This window comes from Paenibacillus sp. Y930, assembly GCF_056786375.1.
Map to the genome: position 1 here is coordinate 609,751 of NZ_JBXCIX010000001.1, position 19,772 is coordinate 629,522.

At 36.7% G+C, this 19,772-nt stretch carries 18 protein-coding genes and 2 pseudogenes; 4 read left to right on the plus strand and 16 right to left on the minus strand.

Annotation, left to right across the window (positions count from 1 at the left end; all coding sequences use genetic code 11):
* Window positions 1-124: 124 nt before the first annotated feature.
* From AC1TO5_RS03005 to AC1TO5_RS03025, 5 genes are all read right to left on the minus strand, one after another.
* Window positions 125-523: an RDD family protein gene (locus AC1TO5_RS03005; protein ID WP_482061296.1), complete on the minus strand. Its 399-nt coding sequence runs from the start codon at window positions 521-523 to the stop codon at window positions 125-127.
* Between the two features lie 62 nt (window positions 524-585).
* Window positions 586-1,479 carry a TIGR01777 family oxidoreductase gene (locus AC1TO5_RS03010; RefSeq protein ID WP_482061297.1) on the minus strand — a complete coding sequence of 298 codons (894 nt, stop codon included), beginning with the start codon at window positions 1,477-1,479 and terminating at the stop codon, window positions 586-588.
* A gap of 192 nt (window positions 1,480-1,671) precedes the next feature.
* Window positions 1,672-2,358 (minus strand): metal-dependent hydrolase, encoded by a 687-nt coding sequence (locus AC1TO5_RS03015; protein WP_482061298.1) that lies wholly within the window; start codon window positions 2,356-2,358, stop codon window positions 1,672-1,674.
* Window positions 2,359-2,582: 224 nt separating this feature from the next.
* The gene (locus tag AC1TO5_RS03020; protein WP_482061299.1) at window positions 2,583-4,127 is read right to left on the minus strand and encodes an ABC-F family ATP-binding cassette domain-containing protein; all 1,545 of its coding nucleotides are present in this window, start codon (window positions 4,125-4,127) and stop codon (window positions 2,583-2,585) included.
* 215 nt (window positions 4,128-4,342) lie between these two features.
* Window positions 4,343-4,738, minus strand: coding sequence for a hypothetical protein (locus tag AC1TO5_RS03025; RefSeq protein WP_482061300.1), 396 nt, complete (start codon window positions 4,736-4,738; stop codon window positions 4,343-4,345).
* A 387-nt stretch (window positions 4,739-5,125) separates the two neighbouring features.
* On the opposite strand from AC1TO5_RS03025, the gene AC1TO5_RS03030 reads away from it, so the two are divergent.
* The 3 genes from AC1TO5_RS03030 to AC1TO5_RS03040 are packed head-to-tail and all read left to right on the plus strand — an operon-like array spanning window position 5,126 to window position 7,778.
* Window positions 5,126-6,133, plus strand: a complete 1,008-nt coding sequence (locus tag AC1TO5_RS03030; RefSeq protein ID WP_482061301.1) for a methionine ABC transporter ATP-binding protein — start codon at window positions 5,126-5,128, stop codon at window positions 6,131-6,133.
* The gene (locus AC1TO5_RS03035) at window positions 6,130-6,849 is read left to right on the plus strand and encodes a methionine ABC transporter permease (protein WP_482061302.1); all 720 of its coding nucleotides are present in this window, start codon (window positions 6,130-6,132) and stop codon (window positions 6,847-6,849) included. Before AC1TO5_RS03030 ends, AC1TO5_RS03035 begins: the two co-directional genes overlap by 4 nt.
* Window positions 6,850-6,887: 38 nt before the next feature.
* Window positions 6,888-7,778: a MetQ/NlpA family ABC transporter substrate-binding protein gene (locus AC1TO5_RS03040; RefSeq protein WP_482061303.1), complete on the plus strand. Its 891-nt coding sequence runs from the start codon at window positions 6,888-6,890 to the stop codon at window positions 7,776-7,778.
* Between the two features lie 218 nt (window positions 7,779-7,996).
* Here AC1TO5_RS03040 and AC1TO5_RS03045 read toward each other — a convergent pair whose 3' ends face one another.
* The 9 genes from AC1TO5_RS03045 to AC1TO5_RS03085 form a co-directional block, all read right to left on the minus strand.
* Complete coding sequence (locus AC1TO5_RS03045; protein WP_482061304.1) at window positions 7,997-9,352, minus strand: hypothetical protein; 1,356 nt, start codon at window positions 9,350-9,352, stop codon at window positions 7,997-7,999.
* Window positions 9,353-9,721: 369 nt separating this feature from the next.
* Window positions 9,722-10,489 (minus strand): hypothetical protein, encoded by a 768-nt coding sequence (locus tag AC1TO5_RS03050; RefSeq protein ID WP_482061305.1) that lies wholly within the window; start codon window positions 10,487-10,489, stop codon window positions 9,722-9,724.
* Between the two features lie 762 nt (window positions 10,490-11,251).
* Window positions 11,252-11,635, minus strand: coding sequence for a hypothetical protein (locus tag AC1TO5_RS03055; RefSeq protein WP_482061306.1), 384 nt, complete (start codon window positions 11,633-11,635; stop codon window positions 11,252-11,254).
* A 237-nt stretch (window positions 11,636-11,872) separates the two neighbouring features.
* Window positions 11,873-12,427, minus strand: a complete 555-nt coding sequence (locus tag AC1TO5_RS03060) for a DUF4240 domain-containing protein (RefSeq protein WP_482061307.1) — start codon at window positions 12,425-12,427, stop codon at window positions 11,873-11,875.
* Between the two features lie 399 nt (window positions 12,428-12,826).
* Entirely contained in the window at window positions 12,827-14,335 is a 1,509-nt protein-coding gene (gene melA / locus AC1TO5_RS03065) for an alpha-galactosidase (protein ID WP_482061308.1), read from the minus strand.
* Window positions 14,336-14,471: 136 nt separating this feature from the next.
* On the minus strand, window positions 14,472-15,356 hold the full coding sequence (locus AC1TO5_RS03070) for an AraC family transcriptional regulator (protein WP_482061309.1): 885 nt from the start codon (window positions 15,354-15,356) through the stop codon (window positions 14,472-14,474).
* A gap of 40 nt (window positions 15,357-15,396) precedes the next feature.
* A complete protein-coding gene (locus tag AC1TO5_RS03075) occupies window positions 15,397-15,486 on the minus strand; it encodes a DUF4180 domain-containing protein (RefSeq protein WP_482061310.1) in 90 nt (29 codons plus the stop codon).
* Between the two features lie 772 nt (window positions 15,487-16,258).
* Window positions 16,259-17,380, minus strand: coding sequence for a PQQ-dependent sugar dehydrogenase (locus AC1TO5_RS03080; RefSeq protein WP_482061311.1), 1,122 nt, complete (start codon window positions 17,378-17,380; stop codon window positions 16,259-16,261).
* Between the two features lie 64 nt (window positions 17,381-17,444).
* The gene (locus tag AC1TO5_RS03085; RefSeq protein ID WP_482061312.1) at window positions 17,445-18,026 is read right to left on the minus strand and encodes a DapH/DapD/GlmU-related protein; all 582 of its coding nucleotides are present in this window, start codon (window positions 18,024-18,026) and stop codon (window positions 17,445-17,447) included.
* 96 nt (window positions 18,027-18,122) lie between these two features.
* Between AC1TO5_RS03085 and AC1TO5_RS03090 the strand changes: the two are divergent.
* Window positions 18,123-18,215 (plus strand): annotated as a pseudogene (locus tag AC1TO5_RS03090) (LysR family transcriptional regulator); the annotation flags it as partial.
* Window positions 18,216-18,333: 118 nt separating this feature from the next.
* On the opposite strand, the gene tnpB reads toward AC1TO5_RS03090, so the two are convergent.
* Window positions 18,334-19,416: an IS200/IS605 family element RNA-guided endonuclease TnpB gene (gene tnpB, locus AC1TO5_RS03095; protein ID WP_482061313.1), complete on the minus strand. Its 1,083-nt coding sequence runs from the start codon at window positions 19,414-19,416 to the stop codon at window positions 18,334-18,336.
* Window positions 19,400-19,741: pseudogene (gene tnpA / locus AC1TO5_RS03100) on the minus strand (IS200/IS605 family transposase). Before tnpA ends, tnpB begins: the two are co-directional and overlap by 17 nt.
* Window positions 19,742-19,772 lie beyond the last annotated feature (31 nt).

Sequence of the window (19,772 nt, forward strand, 5' to 3'; positions counted from 1 at the left end):
AAAAGTGTGAAGGTTATTGATTATCGCTTGATTTCCCATGAATTCTGCTAATTAGTTCTCTAATGAATCGCAAATACAAATAGCACTGCCCTATGTAATAACACTAGGCAGTGCTTCATCTATACTAATCATGAATAACTTCAGTCCCTGCAATAAAATCATGTAAGGAACGCTTATCTTCTCGCATACAAACCATACAAATGCTTACGATAATACCAATTCCAAAAGTGAACACATAGACTAGCCCACTTACAACATCACGCAATAACATATTCAAAAACGTTGGAGGCATATGATCATTCACGTTTCTAATTCTGATGTTACATATACGCTTTCCTACCGTATAACCATTCCATAATATAGGTAAAAGCATTGAATAGAGTAGGTTCACAGTGTTTCTAAATAGATCAGCGCCATGCTCCCCAACAATGAATACGGCTAGAATACTTACTGGAATTCCAATTATTATTCCATCTAACAATTTAGCACCCAGTCGTATCCAAAACCCCGCTTCTTCTTCCATCACCAACCACTCCCTATACTAGTTAATGGAAAACCATCTGATTTGAATCAAAAAAAATCTAACTAGTATTTTTGTATTATTTGCCGAAGTGCCTTATCAATGGTGCGGTATGTAAACTTGTATCCTGCTTTCTCTAGTCGGTCCGGAATAACCCAGCGGCTCTTCAAAATCAATTCTGTTTCCGTTTTGATGAATACAGCACCAAATTCAAGCATCCATTTTGGAGAAGGCAATCCGAATTTAACGTTCATCGTTTTCCGCAAATTATCCATCAATTCACGATTTGTAACCGGATGAGGCGCTGAACAATTGATCGCTCCGCTAATGTCTTTGTTATCTCTCAGGAAGAGCGTAATATCGAATAAATCTTCAATATGAATCCAGCTAAATTTCTGATTGCCAGATCCTTGTGCGCCACCAAGGCCAAATCTAACTAAGTTTTTGAAGGCAGTCATCACACCTCCATGTTCACCTAGTACAATCGCAAGTCTTAAGGCAATCTTTCTAGTAGCAGGTAAGTCGAAATCAAAGAATGTCTTTTCCCACTCTGTCGCTACATCAACGGAAAATCCAGAACCAATGTCTCCCGTTTCCTCAGTCATTGGACGATCTTCAGCATGCCGATAAATAGTGGCAGTACTTGAATTAATCCATAGTGAAGGTGGATTGTCGCACTGTAATACTGATTGACCAAGTATGCGAGTTGTATCTACTCTCGATGCCATAATCTCTCGCTTATTCTGCTCATTGTAGCGACAATCTACTGACTTCCCTGCCAGATTGATTAGTAGCTCCGAATTATTAATTGCCTCTAGTATTCCTATTTCATTATCCCAAGATATATGACCTTCCTGTCTTGAGATAATTTTCACAACATAGCCCATATTACGAAACTTATCATTGAAGTATTTCCCGACAAAACCAGTCCCACCAGCTAAAACAACTTTTTTCTTCATGGAATCACTCATTTCTCATTGAGATTAGGTTTGTTATTGTATATCCTAACATACATAACCTAAAATTTACCTGTTAATTGTTACAAAAAAAAGAAATGGTGCCTGTGAAAGCACACCATCTCATGAAAAGTAAAACCTATATGCATCCAAAACAATATCACCCGTTTGAGTTATCTTAGCGCATTGATATAATTAAATTTCAACAAATTCCCCGGGCTTCAATTCATGCCCCTGCTGATCCTGTGCTGCTAATTGTTTTATAAACTGCTCTCCATTTTGACGAATAGGTGGAAAGGTATTGAAATGTATGGGGATGATATGTTTGGCATCAGTCCACTTCGCTGCAATGAGAGCTTCCCTTGGCCCCATCGTAAAATGATCTCCTATTGGCACTGCAGCAATATCTATCTTATGAAGTTCGCCAATTAATTTAATATCTGAAAATAAAGCAGTATCTCCCATATGGTATAAGGTTTGATCGCCCATTGTTAGAATAACTCCTTGTGGTTGACCAGCATAGTGAGCGACCCCATCTACTTCAAAAGATGAACTATGGAATGCTTGAGTCAGCTTTACTGAAATATGTTCATCGATGATATAAGTACCGCCTGTATTCATACCTACCGTTGTAGCACCAGTTTGACTAAGCAATGAAGCTAATTCAACTACTGCCAAAATAGGGCAACCGTTCGCTAATGCAATCGAAGCAGCATCGCTAGAATGATCGCTATGTCCATGGGTCAATACAATCGCATCTACTTTCAAGTCTTTCGCTTCCATCGCAGCCATCGGATTTCCACTCAAAAAAGGATCAATTGCAATTTTTTTGCCTGCTCCTTCAACTAGTAATCCAGCATGTCCCAAAAATGTAACTTTCATAATAATCCTTCCCCTCAATAAATTATTCCTCGTAACTTACTAACTACTTAATCCATCTGTAACATTGCCACAGTATTATCGTTATTGCAAATTGGACGATGCTAACCATTTTCGTCGAGATCTAGTGTTGTTGTACTTAATATAATACTAGATCAAACGCAAAGAGGACATGGAATTATCCATGTCCCCTTTATATTGATCATTATATCCACGACAATGTCTTATTACAGAGCCCAATCTTCACAATTCCACACATCTGTTACGATATCTTTGTAGAATTCTGGTTCATGACACACTAGAATGATGCTGCCCTTGTACTCTTGTAAAGCACGCTTAAGCTCTTCCTTCGCATGTACGTCCAAATGGTTAGTTGGTTCATCTAAAACTAATATATTAGAAGGTTTATTAATTAGCTTACATAATCTTACCTTTGCTTGCTCGCCACCGCTTAATATATGAACAGGACTTTCAATATTTTTTCTTGTTAAGCCCGCTCTAGATAATTGACCCATAATTTCTTTATTCGTTGAGTTAGGAAACTCATTCCATACATCGTCCATGACCACTGTTGTATTAACTTCTAACACTTCTTGTTCAAAGTACCCTATTTCCTGATAATTTCCTAAATTAATTTCTCCACTTATCGGCGTTAATACACCAAGTAAGCTTTTGAGAAGGGTGGATTTCCCTAAACCGTTTGTACCAACGATGGCAATCTTTTGATCTCGTTTCATTTTTAGGTTTAATGGTTTACTTAATGGCTTGTTATAGCCAACGACCAAATTTTCAACCTCGAAAATAATTTCACCAGATGTTCTTGCTTTCTTAAAGTTGAAGTTGGGTTTAAGGTTTTCGCTCTTAATCTCGATTACTTCTATTTTATCAAGTTTTTTCTCTCTTGATTTTGCTTGTTTTGAAGTGGATGCTCTCGCTTTATTTCTGGCGATATAGTCCTCTAATTTAGCAATTTCTTTCTTTTGCTCTCTAAATTCAATTTCTAGCTGTTCCTTCTTAATTTCATACACCTTAAGGAATGCCTCATAATCGCCAACATACCTTGTTAACATTTTATGCTCCAGATGCTGAACGATATTAATAACACTATTTACAAAATCAATATCATGAGAAATTAATACAAATGCATTTTCATAATTATTCAAATAAGCTTTCAACCAATCGATATGCTCGACATCTAGATAGTTTGTTGGCTCATCTAGTAATAAAATATCAGGTGTTTCTAGCAGTAGCTTAGCAAGTAATATTTTAGTTCTTTGTCCACCACTTAATGTAGAAGCGTCTCTTTCTAATAGCTCTAGAATTCCAAGACCTAAGGCAGTCGTTTGTATTTTTGAATTAATATTATAAAAATCATTAGTATCTAATAACTCTTGCATATCACCAATTTTAGCAAGCGCAATATCCATATCTTCCGCATTCATATCACCTAGCTTGCCGTATAAATCGTTGATTTCTTGTTCAGCATCAAATAAAGTGGAAAATGCTTCTTTCAATATGTCTTCCACCGTTTTCCCTTTGTTAAGATCAGCATATTGGTCCATATACCCTACACTAATTTTGCTGCCCCATGTCACTTTTCCATTGTCAGGTAATAATTGATTAGTAATTATTTTCATTAAAGTAGATTTGCCTTGACCGTTTGCCCCTACTAATGCAATATGTTCACCTTTCAATATTCTGAAGGATACTTTATCAAATATTACTCTTTCGCCAAATGAATGGCTCATTTCTTCGACTGTCAAAATACTCATTAATTTTCTACGTCCTTTTCTATGCAATCTTCTAAATTTTGTGAAATCGTCTTCCAAAACTAATTTTTCATAATATATGACCATAAAAAGGCAGTGGCGGCTTAGAAAAATGCTAATTCTAAGCTATCACTGCTTTATATTAACTATTATTATTTAGTAATTCTTAAACAACGCTATTAAGTATAGCATAAACTTCACGAACGTGAAATAATTAACTACTCGTTTGAATCCCTTTTTAATGACCTTACGTAATCATTATATTCTAGCTCCACAATAAAGTAATAATCCCCATCTTCCTCGTCACCTAAAGTAGGTTGAATATCATAGCGACCTACGAATATCGCCTCTAATGCCGTATCAGCATTGCGATATGGTTCACTTGCTGCAAATCCTGCCTTGGAAAGCGAACGAACTTCTTCATCAGATAATGTACGATCATCAAAATTAGCTAATATCCGTAATTCTCCATCGTTCAGTTCTTCTCCTTCAATCTTCACAGATAATTGAACTTGAATAGCTTTATAGATAAGTTCCTCTGCAATGGATTGTAATTGTTTAAACGGTACAATTAACGATATAGATGAGGTTTCAAGCTGTTTAATATAAGACATGATTGGTGTTTCCTCCCGAAGTAAACGAATTAAATCAGGGTTGTTGTTAATTATTAACCCTACTGTTCATTATACTCTCTAAACTCCGATCTATAAAACTTATTCTTTATGGCACTTACTACGATTTTCAGCTAAAAATTTTGAAAGTAACTTTAGAACGATCTTCGAACCTAAATTACCTGCTGTACCAGTTACTAATATGTTCGTAGTTACACCCTTATTAAACACTATGATGTTGAAAACAAAAAGCCCCGAATAGTACACCATTAAAAATTTAACAAGTTATTGCGTAACTACAAAATTTATATTATACTATTCCTACCCGATAACTATGGATTGATCGTATTACTTTTATTAGTTTTTTAGTAGTACTTAAGGAGTGTTAGTGTGATTGAGTTATTAGATATCAATAAAGAATACAGACAGAAAAAGAAAAGTATCACTGCACTTAATAATGTGAGCCTAAAAGTAGAAAAGGGCGAAATTTTCGGCATTATTGGTAGATCGGGCGCAGGCAAAAGTACATTACTGCGCTGCGTAAATTTACTCGAGATCCCTACTAGTGGGAAGGTGTTAGTTGACCATAGAGATTTGACAGCCATGAAGGAAAAAGAATTACAGGAGCAGCGAAGACAGATTGGTATGATCTTTCAGCATTTTAATTTAATGTCTACTATGACCGTATCTCAAAACATCGCATTTCCACTGAAGCTATCTCGTCTATCCAAGCAGGCAGTTTCAGAGCGTGTCGAGCAATTGTTAGAGCTTGTCGGACTTTCTGGTCATAAAGATCATTATCCTAGTCAATTATCAGGCGGGCAAAAGCAACGAGTTGGTATAGCTAGATCATTGGCTACTAATCCTCAAGTGCTTCTCTGTGATGAAGCAACATCAGCGCTAGATCCACAAACCACAGAAAGTATATTAATGCTATTGAAGGATATTAATGCTCAGCTAGGAATTACAATATTGCTAATTACCCATGAGATGGGAGTCATTCGCAAAATCTGTGATCGTGTTGCTGTTATGGATGAAGGCAATATTGTAGAGATGGGCAACGTAATTGACGTTTTTTTGTATCCAAAGCAATCGATTACGAAGCAATTTTTACATGAATCTGAGGACAGTATAGAGCTGGTTATTGATCGTAACGGGCCAGTTACAGGACGTCTTATTTATATCCAGTATAGTGGTCATTTAACCTATGAGCCGATTATCTACGAAACGGTTAATCGTACGAGTGCGAAATTAGCTATTCTCCAAGGTAAGATTTCCAAAATGAAGCATGTACCATATGGACAGCTGCTTATCGAACTGCAAGGTACAGACAACGATGTAGACTATATTATTACGAACTTGCGTTCACAAGGATTGGAGGTAAGTGAAATACAATGACGATCCTTTCATTTGTTTCCAATTCATCACTCTTTATTAATGATCTAACCTCTTATTTTGATAATGTCAAATGGGATGAAGTATATAAGGCAATGAAGCAAACGTTAATTATGCTAGGATTTTCAATACCGTATATTGTTGCTATAGGCTTTGTCATAGGGCTTCTACTTTTCCTGACATCTAGTAAGCAGATGCTAGAAAACAAGGTTGTATACGTCATAGTATCCTTTGTTGTTAATGTCATGCGTTCCGTTCCCTTCGTTATATTAATAATAGTGCTGCTCCCACTAACCAAGATCATAGCAGGTAGCACCATTGGAGTTAAAGGGGCAATACCACCACTCGTAATAGCTGCGGCTCCATTTTTTTCTAGATTAGTAGAATCAGCGCTTAGAGAAGTTGACCATGGCGTTGTAGAGGCTGCACAAGCCATGGGAGCTACTAAGTGGCAAATTGTTTGGCGAGTGATGCTGCGAGAATCAAGATCAGGGCTCATTACAGCAATAACGATTACTATGGTTACGCTAGTATCATATACCGCAATGTCGGGGATAGTAGGTGGCGGAGGCATCGGTGATTTGGCCATTCGTTACGGATTTCATCGCAATAGAATGGATATAGCAATTGTAAGTGTTGTACTGATTGTCGTGTTAGTTCAGCTTATGCAGATGTTTGGTGACAGACTAGTCCGTTATTTCAGTAAAAAGCAGTTGTAATGAAACAACAAATAGATAGATAAAATGGAGGAATTAAGATGAGAAAAACAAAGTTAACTTCAATTATTTTACTTACATTAGTATTACTACTTGCTGCTTGCGGAAATCAAGGTGGAAATACAGTGAACACAAGCAATAGTGCAAATGAAGCAACGGGCTCAAACAATTCGAGTAATGCTGAAACAGAGGCTACAGATGTAGTTGAAGAAGTGACTATTAAGGTAGGGGCATCGCCAATTCCACATGCGGAAATTTTGAATTCGTTAGTTCCAATATTAAAAGAGCAAGGAATTAATCTTGAGGTTATTGAATTTACTGATTATGTATTACCTAATACAACATTGTATGAAAAAGAACTTGATGCTAACTTTTTCCAACATGTACCGTACCTAGATCAATTCAATGCGGACAAAGGTTATGATCTAGTTAAAGTAGCTGGTGTACATGTTGAGCCATTTGGAGTGTATTCCAATAGTCTTACTAATATTTCTGAACTTAAGGATGGCGCCAAAATTGCAATACCAAATGACCCGTCTAATGGCGGTCGCTCACTACTTCTTCTAGCACAAAATGGCTTGATTGAACTAGATGAGAGCGCTGGACTAGAAGTTACGGTTGCTGATATTAAAAATAATCCAAGAGGCTTTGAATTTGTTGAGTTGGAAGCAGCAATAATTCCTCGTGTTCTTGATGAAGTAGATATTGCAGCTATAAATACTAACTATGCGTTGGAAGCAGGCTTGAACCCAGTTGAAGATGCATTGGTTATTGAAGATAAAAACTCTCCATACGTAAATATTTTGGTTACTCGTCCAGATAACCAAAACGATGAAGCCATTGTTAAGCTTATTGAAGCTCTACAATCGCCCGAGGTAGAGAGTTTTATTAATGAGACTTATAAAGGCGCTGTTGTTCCAACTTTTGATTAATTGCTAGAATTATATTAATTGTGTTATTACAGAAAAGTGCAAGCATAAAGCTTGCACTTTTCTATTTCTGACAAGGTGTAGGTTCGATCCAAAGACTTATTCCAGTAAATCCTGTATGTCCAAAACTGCCTTTTGGCCAAATTAAGCCGCATGCTAACGGCGATGATGTAAAGTCTTGTACCTGCCTAATTTAAGCTGCGAAAGTTGAGTTCTAAACTCTATAACTTAATATTTTGTAAATAAACTTCTAGCTTTTGCACTTCATCATTGGAAAGTTTCAACGAGAACCCGTCATAAAAATCCATTATAAAGTAATACTTTTCTTCTAAATTCATTTGCGATAAGGCATACTCAGTTGAATTCAAAGATTTTCTCTTTTGGGGGGACGAGGTAGGAAATATCAATACAGATATCCCCGATCTTTCTATAGTTAATGCATCGTTATATTTTGTAATAACCTCTGTCAAAAGCGGATCTCCTTCTAAAAGCCCTTCTTTAAAGTAGACTACGGAAGAGGTCTCATCTTCACGAAGCTTCCTATACTGATCTATATAACGTAACAATCTGTCAATGTATTTGTAATCTATGAGGATACACTTTACTTCATTACGGATAGAAAAGTCCGATGTCTCAAACGAATCACCAAGAAACAATAGATCATAATAGTTTTTATGTAATACTTCAATTACAATTTTCTCGGTCTCAGGGATGGTTGCAAATTCTACATCCTCGATTGATGTTACAAACTCATACAAATTATCTACCTTCAATCTGAATTCTTCATCACTAATATCTTTCATTCTTGAACGATTTATGTTTAATTCAGCTCCATAATAAGCTGTTATCGTTATAGCTTCCTCTCTAACAAAATCAAGCTGATTGAATACATAGTTCTTATTAAGATATTGTGTGTAAAACTGATAAAAGTCACTGTATGTATGATTTAATAACATCTCAATTTGATCTTGTGTAAGAGAAAAGTCTAGGGATGCTAGGACATTACTATCTTTAATATCAATTAAGGTATATGGAAGATTTTTATGTTCACCGAAAGGGCTTTCAATCTCATAGATCAGAAAATGATCATCATATCCATTTTGCAACACAAAATAAAGGATATTACTGTTATATAGAAAAGCACTCCTCGGTTCATTTCTCGATGAAAAAGACCGAAAATCCAATGGAGTTTCTAATCTATATTCAAAAGGTATCCCATCGATTTCCATAGCCAGAATATTCTCGCTAGTATAATCCTCAAAATATGGATTTACCTGAATCAATTGGTATCTAATATTTCCCACTTTAACTACTGACTCGAGATATTCTGTTTTATCAACAGGCTGCTGAAATAAGAAGTGTGGGTCAGAGATAAACCCTCCAAATATAGGAAATATTCCAGACCATATAAAATTTCGCAAATGATATTTATCCCTTTGGATTTCAACATTGCTACTATTATATTCCTTAGTGGATACTGAATTTAATGTAAATATATCTTTTTCATAAGCTCGTACAATAATAAAAGAAAACACCACCAAAGTAACTAAAGCAATTAGCAGGTACAGCCGTTTCACAATCACCACTCCTAATCAACAATAAACCCCAGCCTGCTAAAGACTGGGTTACAGCTCATAAATAGATAGAATCCCATTCTTGCAACCATAGGGAAGAAATACGACCAATACCACTTCCTCCCCCCGTCACAACGATCATTTCACCTGTAAATCGCATTCCCCTCACTCCTCTATCATCATTTCTTCTATTAAAAATCAGTCATGCTTTTCTTACTATTCAAGTGGTTCATTCTCTTAACGCTATCCAAACAAATCGCAAGCTCTACCTGGTTTGTCTGGGATTGCATATTCCTTATGTCCCAATAGTTCTGCTTTAGTTTGCTGTCCGCCAGCAACCTCACCAATGAAATCAAACAATTGCTGACCGATTTAATCGACGGAATGTATGTCTTCTATAATACCTCCAGCGTTAATATCCATGTTGTCAGCCATCCGTCTTGCTGTAATCGGGTTGCCACATATTTTAATTACAGGTGCAAGTACAGACCCTATGACGTTGCCTCTTACCGTAGTAAATAATAATATATGCGCACCCGAAGCTAGTAAGGTTACCAATCCATCGCTATCATTTTCTTCATATATAGTTAATTGATTCGTGTCTAACAAACCTACTTTGTCCAATAGATAAAGTCCTGGCTCTTCTGGATGTTGGCCTGGTTTCAATATATCTACAATGGGTTTTGTCCCTGCTTTACACAATGCCCCGAGAGACTTTTCTACTATTGTAGTTAGACCACCTGCTTCATTGCCTACGGAAACTGCAAAAGTTTTCAGTAGATTCCCTAGACCTTGTGCCCGCTCCAAACCGTCTAGCAATCTAGTTTTCACTGTATCATTAGCGGCGCGATCTAGTAAATAATCATTACATCCTAATAACTCGGGCAGCTCACTAAAAATAACACGAGCACCTTGTTCTACCAAACGATCCACTGCCCATCCCGTAGCAGGATTTGCAGATAACCCTGAAGTAGCATCAGAACCACCGCATTCAACGCCAATAATCAAATCATCTAAACCGATTTCCTGAAGCTCCGTTTTTTCTGCTATTTCTATCACTTCGAATGCGTATTTCTTACCAAATGAAATCGAAGCAATAGCTCCATACAAGATGCTTGGGTTATCGTCGTATGGATCCATTGCTTGAACAATGACTGTTTTGTCAATTCCATTGGCTTATAGATGCGGCTCTACTTTCATCACTCGATCACACTTATACTAAATAAATTAATAAAACCTTTCTATAAGTATACTCCTACCTGAATCTTGAGGATAAAACACAACCGCCAAAACCATTGTTATAACGATAATTTTGATTAATGTGTTTAATTTACTTTGTTTAATACCAATGACAATTAAGAAGCTGTTTATCACATAAATAAATGGTAGGTATACAATTCTACCTAAGCCAGTCTGAGGAAACAAAATGATTAATAACGTGATCAGAATAGTTGAAGGACCCAGTACGATCAAATACTTGCTTACTATACTATTCAACCCTATTAAGCCTGCCTTACTGAAGTTCGGTATTACTCTAAAGCTAATACGTTTACAATTCATACATAGGATACTATATGGAATTACAAATGGAATAAAAAGTAATACGACTGGAATTTCCATAGTTCCAGTAAAAAACCAATACATTAAAAACATATATGTAGAAATAATTACTCTTGTTAAAACTGAATTAACTTGCTTCAAATTATTTGAATTGCATGATTTACAAGTTCTTATGGTTTTCAACCCCAATCCAGTAATGGCACATAACGTTCTTGTATTCAAGAACTTTCGCAGCAAGTTGTCACATGAGCATACTGCTCTGTCAACAGCATCACCAGTGACCAAGGCGTAGCCGCTGCGTGAATACGGTGTTATGTAACGTACTCGACTTCAGTGCATTACTTACGAAATCTCATTAACTATAATCTCATTAATCTTATTTTCACATTGGTCTATGTAAGCCCCAAGATCAAAGAGAAAATATTTAATCTCATCATATCTTTTGCTCTTTCGAATGGTTACAAATTTCAAATATATATACTTACCGAAAATCTTCTGATCTTCCAAATTAAATGCTTTAATTTCTCTGTCTTCTCCCCATGTCCAGTCTTTACCGAGTAATATTATAAATTTAGAATCAAATTCATTAATTTTCTTATCTAAAGTTATTTCAATACTAAAGGTTGTACTCTTTCTATGTATAAAGTGAGGACTTTGATAGTGATCAAGTATTCCTGTCCATGCAAATTCATCGTCTTTATAATAATCAAAGTTATCAGTTGTCATAACGTTATCCTCTATTTTTCTAAAGAATTTGTGGTCTATAAGTTTGATAAAATGATTTCGAGTATGTCACATAACGTTCCTTGGATTCATGACGTTGAATTCCCTTAGATAGCTCTTATCTTAGGGAATTCAATGTGTTGGTGAGACACTTCATTGCCATTTATCATCTTCCAATCAAGGGCGCAGCCCGTAGCCTGAATCTGGTGTTATAAGATGTCTCCGCCTTCGAAGCGTTACCTATGTAAGTGGATTGTCTCCGAATCTTTCCCACAAAAATGGATATCTTTCCTCTAGGTCTTCTTCCCAATCTAATTCAATTTCTATTGGTTCAAATTTATATCCTCTAGCTTCTAATTCATCTAAAAACTCTGTATTAATTTCGTCATCATACTCAATTTCACCGGTCTTTTGAAAAGTGTACGCATCTGATGCCACTGACAAAATCGCTTCCAATTGGGGTGCAAATACATCTTCTTGTAAATTATCTTCCGTGAGATATTCAGCCAAATATTCAGGTTTCTTTAATGCCTTATTGAATAGTTCTTCTCCTCTAGAAATTAACCAACCTCTAAAGTAATCAAATCCATCATCGGAACACCCACCCATTATTACGAAAGCTGCTCCCCATAATGAAGGTGTATAAGACTGATCCATCTTGTTCTTAAACTCTATTTCAAAATTAAATATTTCATCAGTTTTTTGTTTAACTAATTCTTTGGTTAACCATTCTACCTGTTCTTCACCGTGTTCTTTGGAACGATTTATCAATTCCCAAAAGTTATTATTATTCATTAGAATTAACCACCTTTTTTATAATATTATTTTCTCTTTGCGGGGATTTCTTATAACATATTATTTCTGCACTTCATCAAATCAATTGACATTAGTACAATTCCTATTCGACAATAAAACCAAATAATCTCCCCTTAATCTTACTCTATACAACTAAAATTTTCTATAATTTACCTATTAATAAATGAGAGATATTCCTAACTATAATAAGTAATTAGTATTCCCGCTAATATATCTAATCCTCTGTTTTATCGATTTATAACCGAAAGAATGGCTTCATCAAACACCAATTAGCCCACACCTTATTATCAAGATGTGGGCTAATATTGAGTACAACTAAGAAGATCTTAATGATTCCTGTAGTTGCGTAATTCCTGCTGTTCTTTCAGCTTAGATCACTTACTCAGCCAGCTTCTCCCGATCTTTCCCTTTGTCAGCTTCACTAGCGTTTTTTCTCGCAGCATCGCGGTCCAAACTCATCTCCTCCACCGACTTCACCTTCAGACGAGCAGCTCCCGTATAATTTTCCTTTGTCGCTACCCGATGACCAGATTCAAGTCTCAACTTAGCCTCACCGATGCTATCCTTGTATTGCGGTAGCCATTCCGCCTGCGCCACCAGCATCTCATCCACCATTTGCCAGATTTCATTCGGATTACATACCGCTCCAACGAGCGGATCCATCATAAAAGCTTGGCGTAAATAGTTGAGATCTCCGTGTACCGCCGCTTCAACAGCAAGTCGCTGCACTGAAATACTTGCTTGGCACACCGCTGCTGCTCCAAGTGGTAGCGCTCCTACTATTGGAATCGAGATTCCATTAGCATCAACATATCCTGGCACCTCAACAATCGCATCAGCTGGTAGATTAGTAATAGCACCCTGATTAATCACATTGAAATGCCCCCGGTAGACGCGTCCTGTCTCCAAACTTTCAACAATATAACCGCCATGCTCTTGACTACGTTCTTCTGCAGCATACACAAAGGCAGGCTCCTTCATCCAGTTAGGGAAATCCGTCTCAAACCAACTACGTCCCTCGGTACATACGCGCAGATAACCACCTGTTTCGCCATTAATCCAGCTGCCCAGATCAATCCAATCCTGAATCTCATCTGCCCGCTTCCGATACCAAGGTAAATATTCGCTTAAGTGACCATTGGATTCTGTACTGTAGTATCCAAAGCGACGTAGCATATCGATTCTGACTTTTTCTGTACGTGAGAAGTCAGGATGCTGCTCAAATGCTTCCAACAGTTTACCCGTCAGATCTTCTCCCTGGTGCCTGATCTGTATGTACCAGGTTTGATGATTAATACCAGCACAGATGATGTCGACCTCTTCACTCTTCAGCCCAAACACTTCTGCAATCTGAGCATGACCACCTTGCACCCCATGACATAGTCCAATCGTACGTACACCACCATATAGATTGCAGGCCCAAGTCATCATCGCCATCGGATTCGCATAGTTAAATAGCATCGCATCCTTAGCAGCAACTTCACGAATATCTTTGCAGATGTCCAGCATAACGGCGATGCCCCGTTGACCGTACATGATACCCCCAGCAGATAGCGTATCACCTACACACTGATCTACACCGTATTTTAGCGGGATATCAATGTCGGTTTGAAAAGCTTCTAGTCCGCCAACACGTACGGTACAAAAGACATATTTCGCATCCTTCAAGGCAACCCGTCGATCTGTTGTTGCTTCTATCTTAATAGATAGCCCGTTCTCATCAATATCACGTTGACACAGCTTTGTGACCATTTCCAGATTATGCTCATTGATATCCATAAGGGAAACTTGAATATCCTTGAATTCTGGTACAGCTAATAAATCTCTTAATAAACCGCGAGTAAAACCAATACTTCCTGCACCAATGAATGTAATCTTAAATGACATATATACAACCTCCACTAAGAATAATAAGTTGGAATAATCTTAACTCCAACTATAGCAGAAGCCCATTGTTAGCGTTATCAGAATCGTTACTTATTTAGAATCAAAATGTATAAAATCACAGCTTTTATTAGCAGCTTCAACTTTGACGTCTGATATGTTTCCGATACTCGGATGGTGTCTTTTGAGTATGTTTTTTGAATAATGCATGGAAATAAGGACGGCTTCCCACACCCACATACTCTGGAATATCGTTAATCGGTATATCCGTCTGGCTGAGCAACATCATCGCTTTGTCCATTCGGAGAATATTTAAGTATTCCATTAGCGTCTGCCCCGTTTGAAGCTTAAAGATACGCTGCATATAGCTCGGATGGAGATTAGCAGCGGCCGCCACATCCTTCACCTGAATGTTCTGATCGTAGTGATGATGCAGGTAGGCCACAATCTGTTTGATATAATAATCTTTATGCTGCCGCTCACCATCCTCCTGCTCAGTGTAGATCCGAGCAATCTGAATCAACAGTTGGGAGAAGAGCATTTGCATGATCATACTAGAATCCGACTTGCCACGATCTAGTTCGAATATAAGACTGCGTAGTCGATAATAGACCTCCTCCGAATCACGTAGAACTACATAATCAGCAGGTAGAGACCAAAGCGCCTGCAGAGCTGTTTCTTCAACAGTCAACTGCTTCAGATTAATTAAAGGCAGCTCTACAGGAGTAAATGAAAACTCTACATTTAACATTCGACAAGACTGCTCTACAATAAGTCGATGACTAGTTCTGCCGTTCAATAGAATGAACTCTCCCTTTTTTAGAAAAAAGGACTGCAGCTTGTCAGCTTGCTTTGCAGGCTCAATATCTACTCGACAAGCTCCATTCATCATATACATAATTTCGATAGAATTATGCTGATGATAATTCATCTTGAACTGTGACCACTCTTTATAGTAGTAGGCATGTACTTGAGGTATATAATTTCCCTCAAGCAGATTTGAATTAAATATACCCCGTTCCATTAGCAACCCTTCCCTATTGTTATAATCAATCTATGCATTACTATACCCTGCTTAGTTTTTCACTAGCCTGGTCTTCATTGGACAAGAAAAATATATCCCTTCCATTATTGCTCTCATATATAAAATCCAAAGCAGACTGGACATTGGTAATGAGTTTTCATTGCTAGTAACAAAAGCAATTTCTACTCCATTCTGTTCAATTTTTCTTATATTCATAGTCATCCTCCAGCTTCTCTATTCCGTATTCAAAATAATTCCCAAATTCTTTCTCCAGAATCTTGAGGATAAAAATATATTGCAATTATAATTGTTAATAGTATGATTACAATTACTTTAATATACTGTTGTCTTTTTGTCTTTAATATATAATTCGAGCTTAGACTTATTGTAATTATTATTGTGTTTACAAGAAACACCATTGGCAAATATATAATTCTACCTAATCCAGTATTTGGATATAAACTAATTAGTATCACTATAGTGATACAATAGGGAAAAGTTTCGAGAATAAATTTATCTAAGATATTTCTCTCACCAAGAACCTTTACTCTTTTAAATTTCATTACTCTATAAAATGTAGCATTACAATTAGAACAAACATTTTTATAATGGATAATAAGAGGTATTATTGCAATTAATGACTGAATCATAACTGATCCTGTAAATAAATAAAAACACATAAATATATAGAAACTTAGTAGTATTCTTGTTATTAGTGAACTTGTCTGAATTACACTGTTACTTTGACATTTTCGACAGTTTTCCAATTCCATACCTCTTTGGTTTACAAATATGAAAAATATCTCCCATCAATCTTACTCTATCGTACTATATTTTCCATAATCAACACACAAAAAGGCCACAGAATTTATCTATGGCCTCTTAATCTGTTCATTGAGAAATTATGAATCATCGTCTTCTGAAAGTAAGACTTTGTATAGCTTATCCTCGTTCCCTTGTGGCACACCACGACCGTCTGTATTATTACTAATGAAATACAGGATGTTATCTTCAATTTGTACGTCCCGAACTCTACCAAGTCCGCTGATGACTTCACGTTGTTCGCCTGTTTCAAGATCAAATTCTAATACTGCGCTTCCTCTTAAGGCTGCGACATATAATTTGCCATCGAAGTAATCCATTCCAGAGGGTGCCCAAGTAGCTCCATCTCCAGAGGTAAATAGAGGTGAAACCATACCTTCTTGTACCTCTTTCCCCTCAATAATTGGCCAGCCATAATTTAAACCAGCATCTATCTCATTCACTTCATCGTTAGCACTGTTACCGTGCTCGCTCGTATATAGCGTATCTTCAGGCGACCAGGCTATCCCTTGAGGATTTCGATGTCCATAACTAAATACATAAGAATTCGGAAATGGATTATCACTTGGTATGGAGCCATCAAGATTCATTCTTAATATTTTTCCACCTAATGAATTAGGATCTTGTGCTATTGCCGAATTAGATGCGTCACCCGTTGTTGCATAAAGCTTTCCATCCGGTCCAATCTTTAGTCTTCCCCCATCATGCCAGGGAGCGCTTGGGATTTGATCAAGAAGCAAGTTCCCTTCTCTCCAGACACCGTCTTCGAGATGGAGGGTTACAATTCTGTTAAATTGACCAGAGTTATCTTCATAAGAATAATATGAATAAGCGACATTCGATTCCGAAAAATCTGGGGCTAGAACAAATCCTAGCAGCCCTGCCTCTGACGCTGTCGAAAGTTCTTTCTCAAGCTCCACGCTTTGCCGTTCAAATTCTCCATTTTCTATTTTTACGATGTTTCCCGGTCTTTCTGTTATATAGAAGGTATTCCCCAATTTTGCGATAGACCAAGGAACGATCAGATTTTCTGCTATCACTTCCATGCTTGTCTCTTCTTGCCCATCAGTTTCCTGCCCATTCAGAGTGTTCTCCTGTTCGGCTATAGTAGGCTGCTGATCGTTTGTGGGACCTTCCTGTTCATTGATAGAACAACCAGAAATTAATAATATTACAAATAACATGGATACGACTTGTTTCAACCGAAACCCTCTCCCTTTAATCCATCACCCCTGATAAATTGATGATTTAAAATTTATCAGATCATTACTTTGCAGTATCGTTAATTGATTTTACTACTTTTGCTGGTACTCCTACAACGACAGTATTTTCTGGGACATCCTTAGTGACAACTGCTCCCGCTGCAACAACTGAATTATCTCCAATCGTTACGCCAGGTAATATTGTTGCACTTGATCCAATCCAGACATTTTTGCCAATGATAACTGGAGAGGAATATGTTGTATTTCTCGTTTCCAAAGGTAACCCATGATTAAGTGTAGCAATTGTGACATTCATACCTATCATTGAACCGTCTCCTATACTAATTCCACCTCTATCTTGGAAGGAGCAGCCTGTGTTAAGAAACACATTTTTTCCAATCGTAATATTTTTCCCGAAATCTGTATAAAACGGTGGAAAACACATAAAAGATGAATCGACTTTATTACCTGTTAGTTCACTAAAAATCTCCACAATCTCCTCTTTTGAATGATAGGAGGTGTTTAATTCCATTGTGATCCTTTGGGCTTCATAACTAACTTGAGTCAATAGTCCATGTAATTCTTTATCCTCGCCCGATATGGGGTTGCCTACTTTACAAAAATCTATAAATTCCTTCATTTCCATTTTTATTAATCCCCTCTCTACCTTTTAATATCAATTATTACTTATTTCAAATACATTCTTATGCCTTTGAAGCATACGTGCAACAAGGAGACTATTATGGAAATCCGTGAGTTGCGCTATTTCATTGCTGTAGCGAATGAAGAGAATATTTCAGCTACCGCAAAACAGCTACATTTGTCTCAACCTACATTTTGAACCTCTCATGACTAAAGTCACGAGATTCTTGGGTAGTAGATGCTTTTATTAGCCATCTAAATGTACCAAGCTATCCCTGTAGTTCCTACAGTTAACTATACCTTCTCATATCTTACACGGCATTTTGCAGTATATTCATTGCAGCATTTATATCTCGATCATGGAGTGCACCACAGCTATCGCATGTCCATTCTCTAACGTTCAATTTCATCTCTTCTTTTTTATATCCACAACATGAACACAACTTACTACTAGGAAACCATCGGTCTACCGTTTTTATCTCTCTGCCATACCAACCTGCTTTATAGGTTAACATCGTAATAAATTGGCTCCAAGAGGCGTCTGCAATTGACTTTGATAGTTTTCTGTTTTTTATCATATTTTCCACTTTCAAACTTTCTAAAGCAATCGTTTGGTTTTCACGAATTAACTTTGTAGAAAGCTTATGAAAAAAATCTGATCTTGTATTTGTTATTTTCTCATGTAGTCTTGCTACCTTTATTCTTGCTTTATTTCTATTGTTACTACCTTTTTTCTTACGCGATAATGAACGCTGAAGTTTGGCAAGCTTCTCCTCATATTTACGATAATATTTAGGTTTATCTATTTTGTTGCCATTTGAGCCAATCATAAAATGAGATAATCCCATATCTATTCCAATAGACTGATCTATTGGAATCTCCGGACGATATGCTTCTGTTTCAAAACAAACGCTAATAAAATACTTACCACTTGGGTTTTTGGAAATGGTAACATTCAGGATTCTTCCGTCAATCTCTCTACTTTTGGAAAATTTGATCCATTTTAACTTTGGAAGTTTGATTCGATGATCTTTCATCTCAATATTGTTATTCGTAACATTCGTGCGATAAGATTGTCTATTGTTATACTTGCTTTTAAAAGTAGGGTATCCCGTCTTCTCTTTGAAGAATTTTTGATACGCTTTGTCTAAATCTTTTAATGCATTTTGTAATGAAAATTTATCACACTCTTGTAACCATTCTAATTCTTTCTTTAGTCCAGTTAAGAGAGAGGAGCATTTCCCATAGGTCAGAGTTTCTTGGCTTTCTTCATATGCTTTCATCCGCTTATCTAAGAAATGATTATAAACAAATCTAGTGCAGCCAAATGTTTTGTTCAGTTGAATTTGCTGCTCTTTGTTTAGATATAATCTAAATTTATAAGCCTTTTGCAAAATGCTCACCTCTCTTTCTGAGTATGGATGTAATTGACTTTAAAGATGGGAATTCCTTGAACAGAAATCTTGCGGTATTTCCTTTTAAAGCTTTCATCATATCCGGGATATAATGCTGCGGAGTACAATCTATTAATAAATGAATATGATCTGGCATCGTTTCTTGAGATATAATGACAAAGTTATTTGTATCTGCGATTTCTCTAATCATTTCTTAGAGCCTGTGTTCAATATCTCCTAAAATAACTTGTTTTCTATATTTTGTACACCATACGATATGATATTGAATCGAGTAAACGTATCCTCTACCTTTATTTACTTCCATAATTTATCATCTATATAAAATTTAACATATG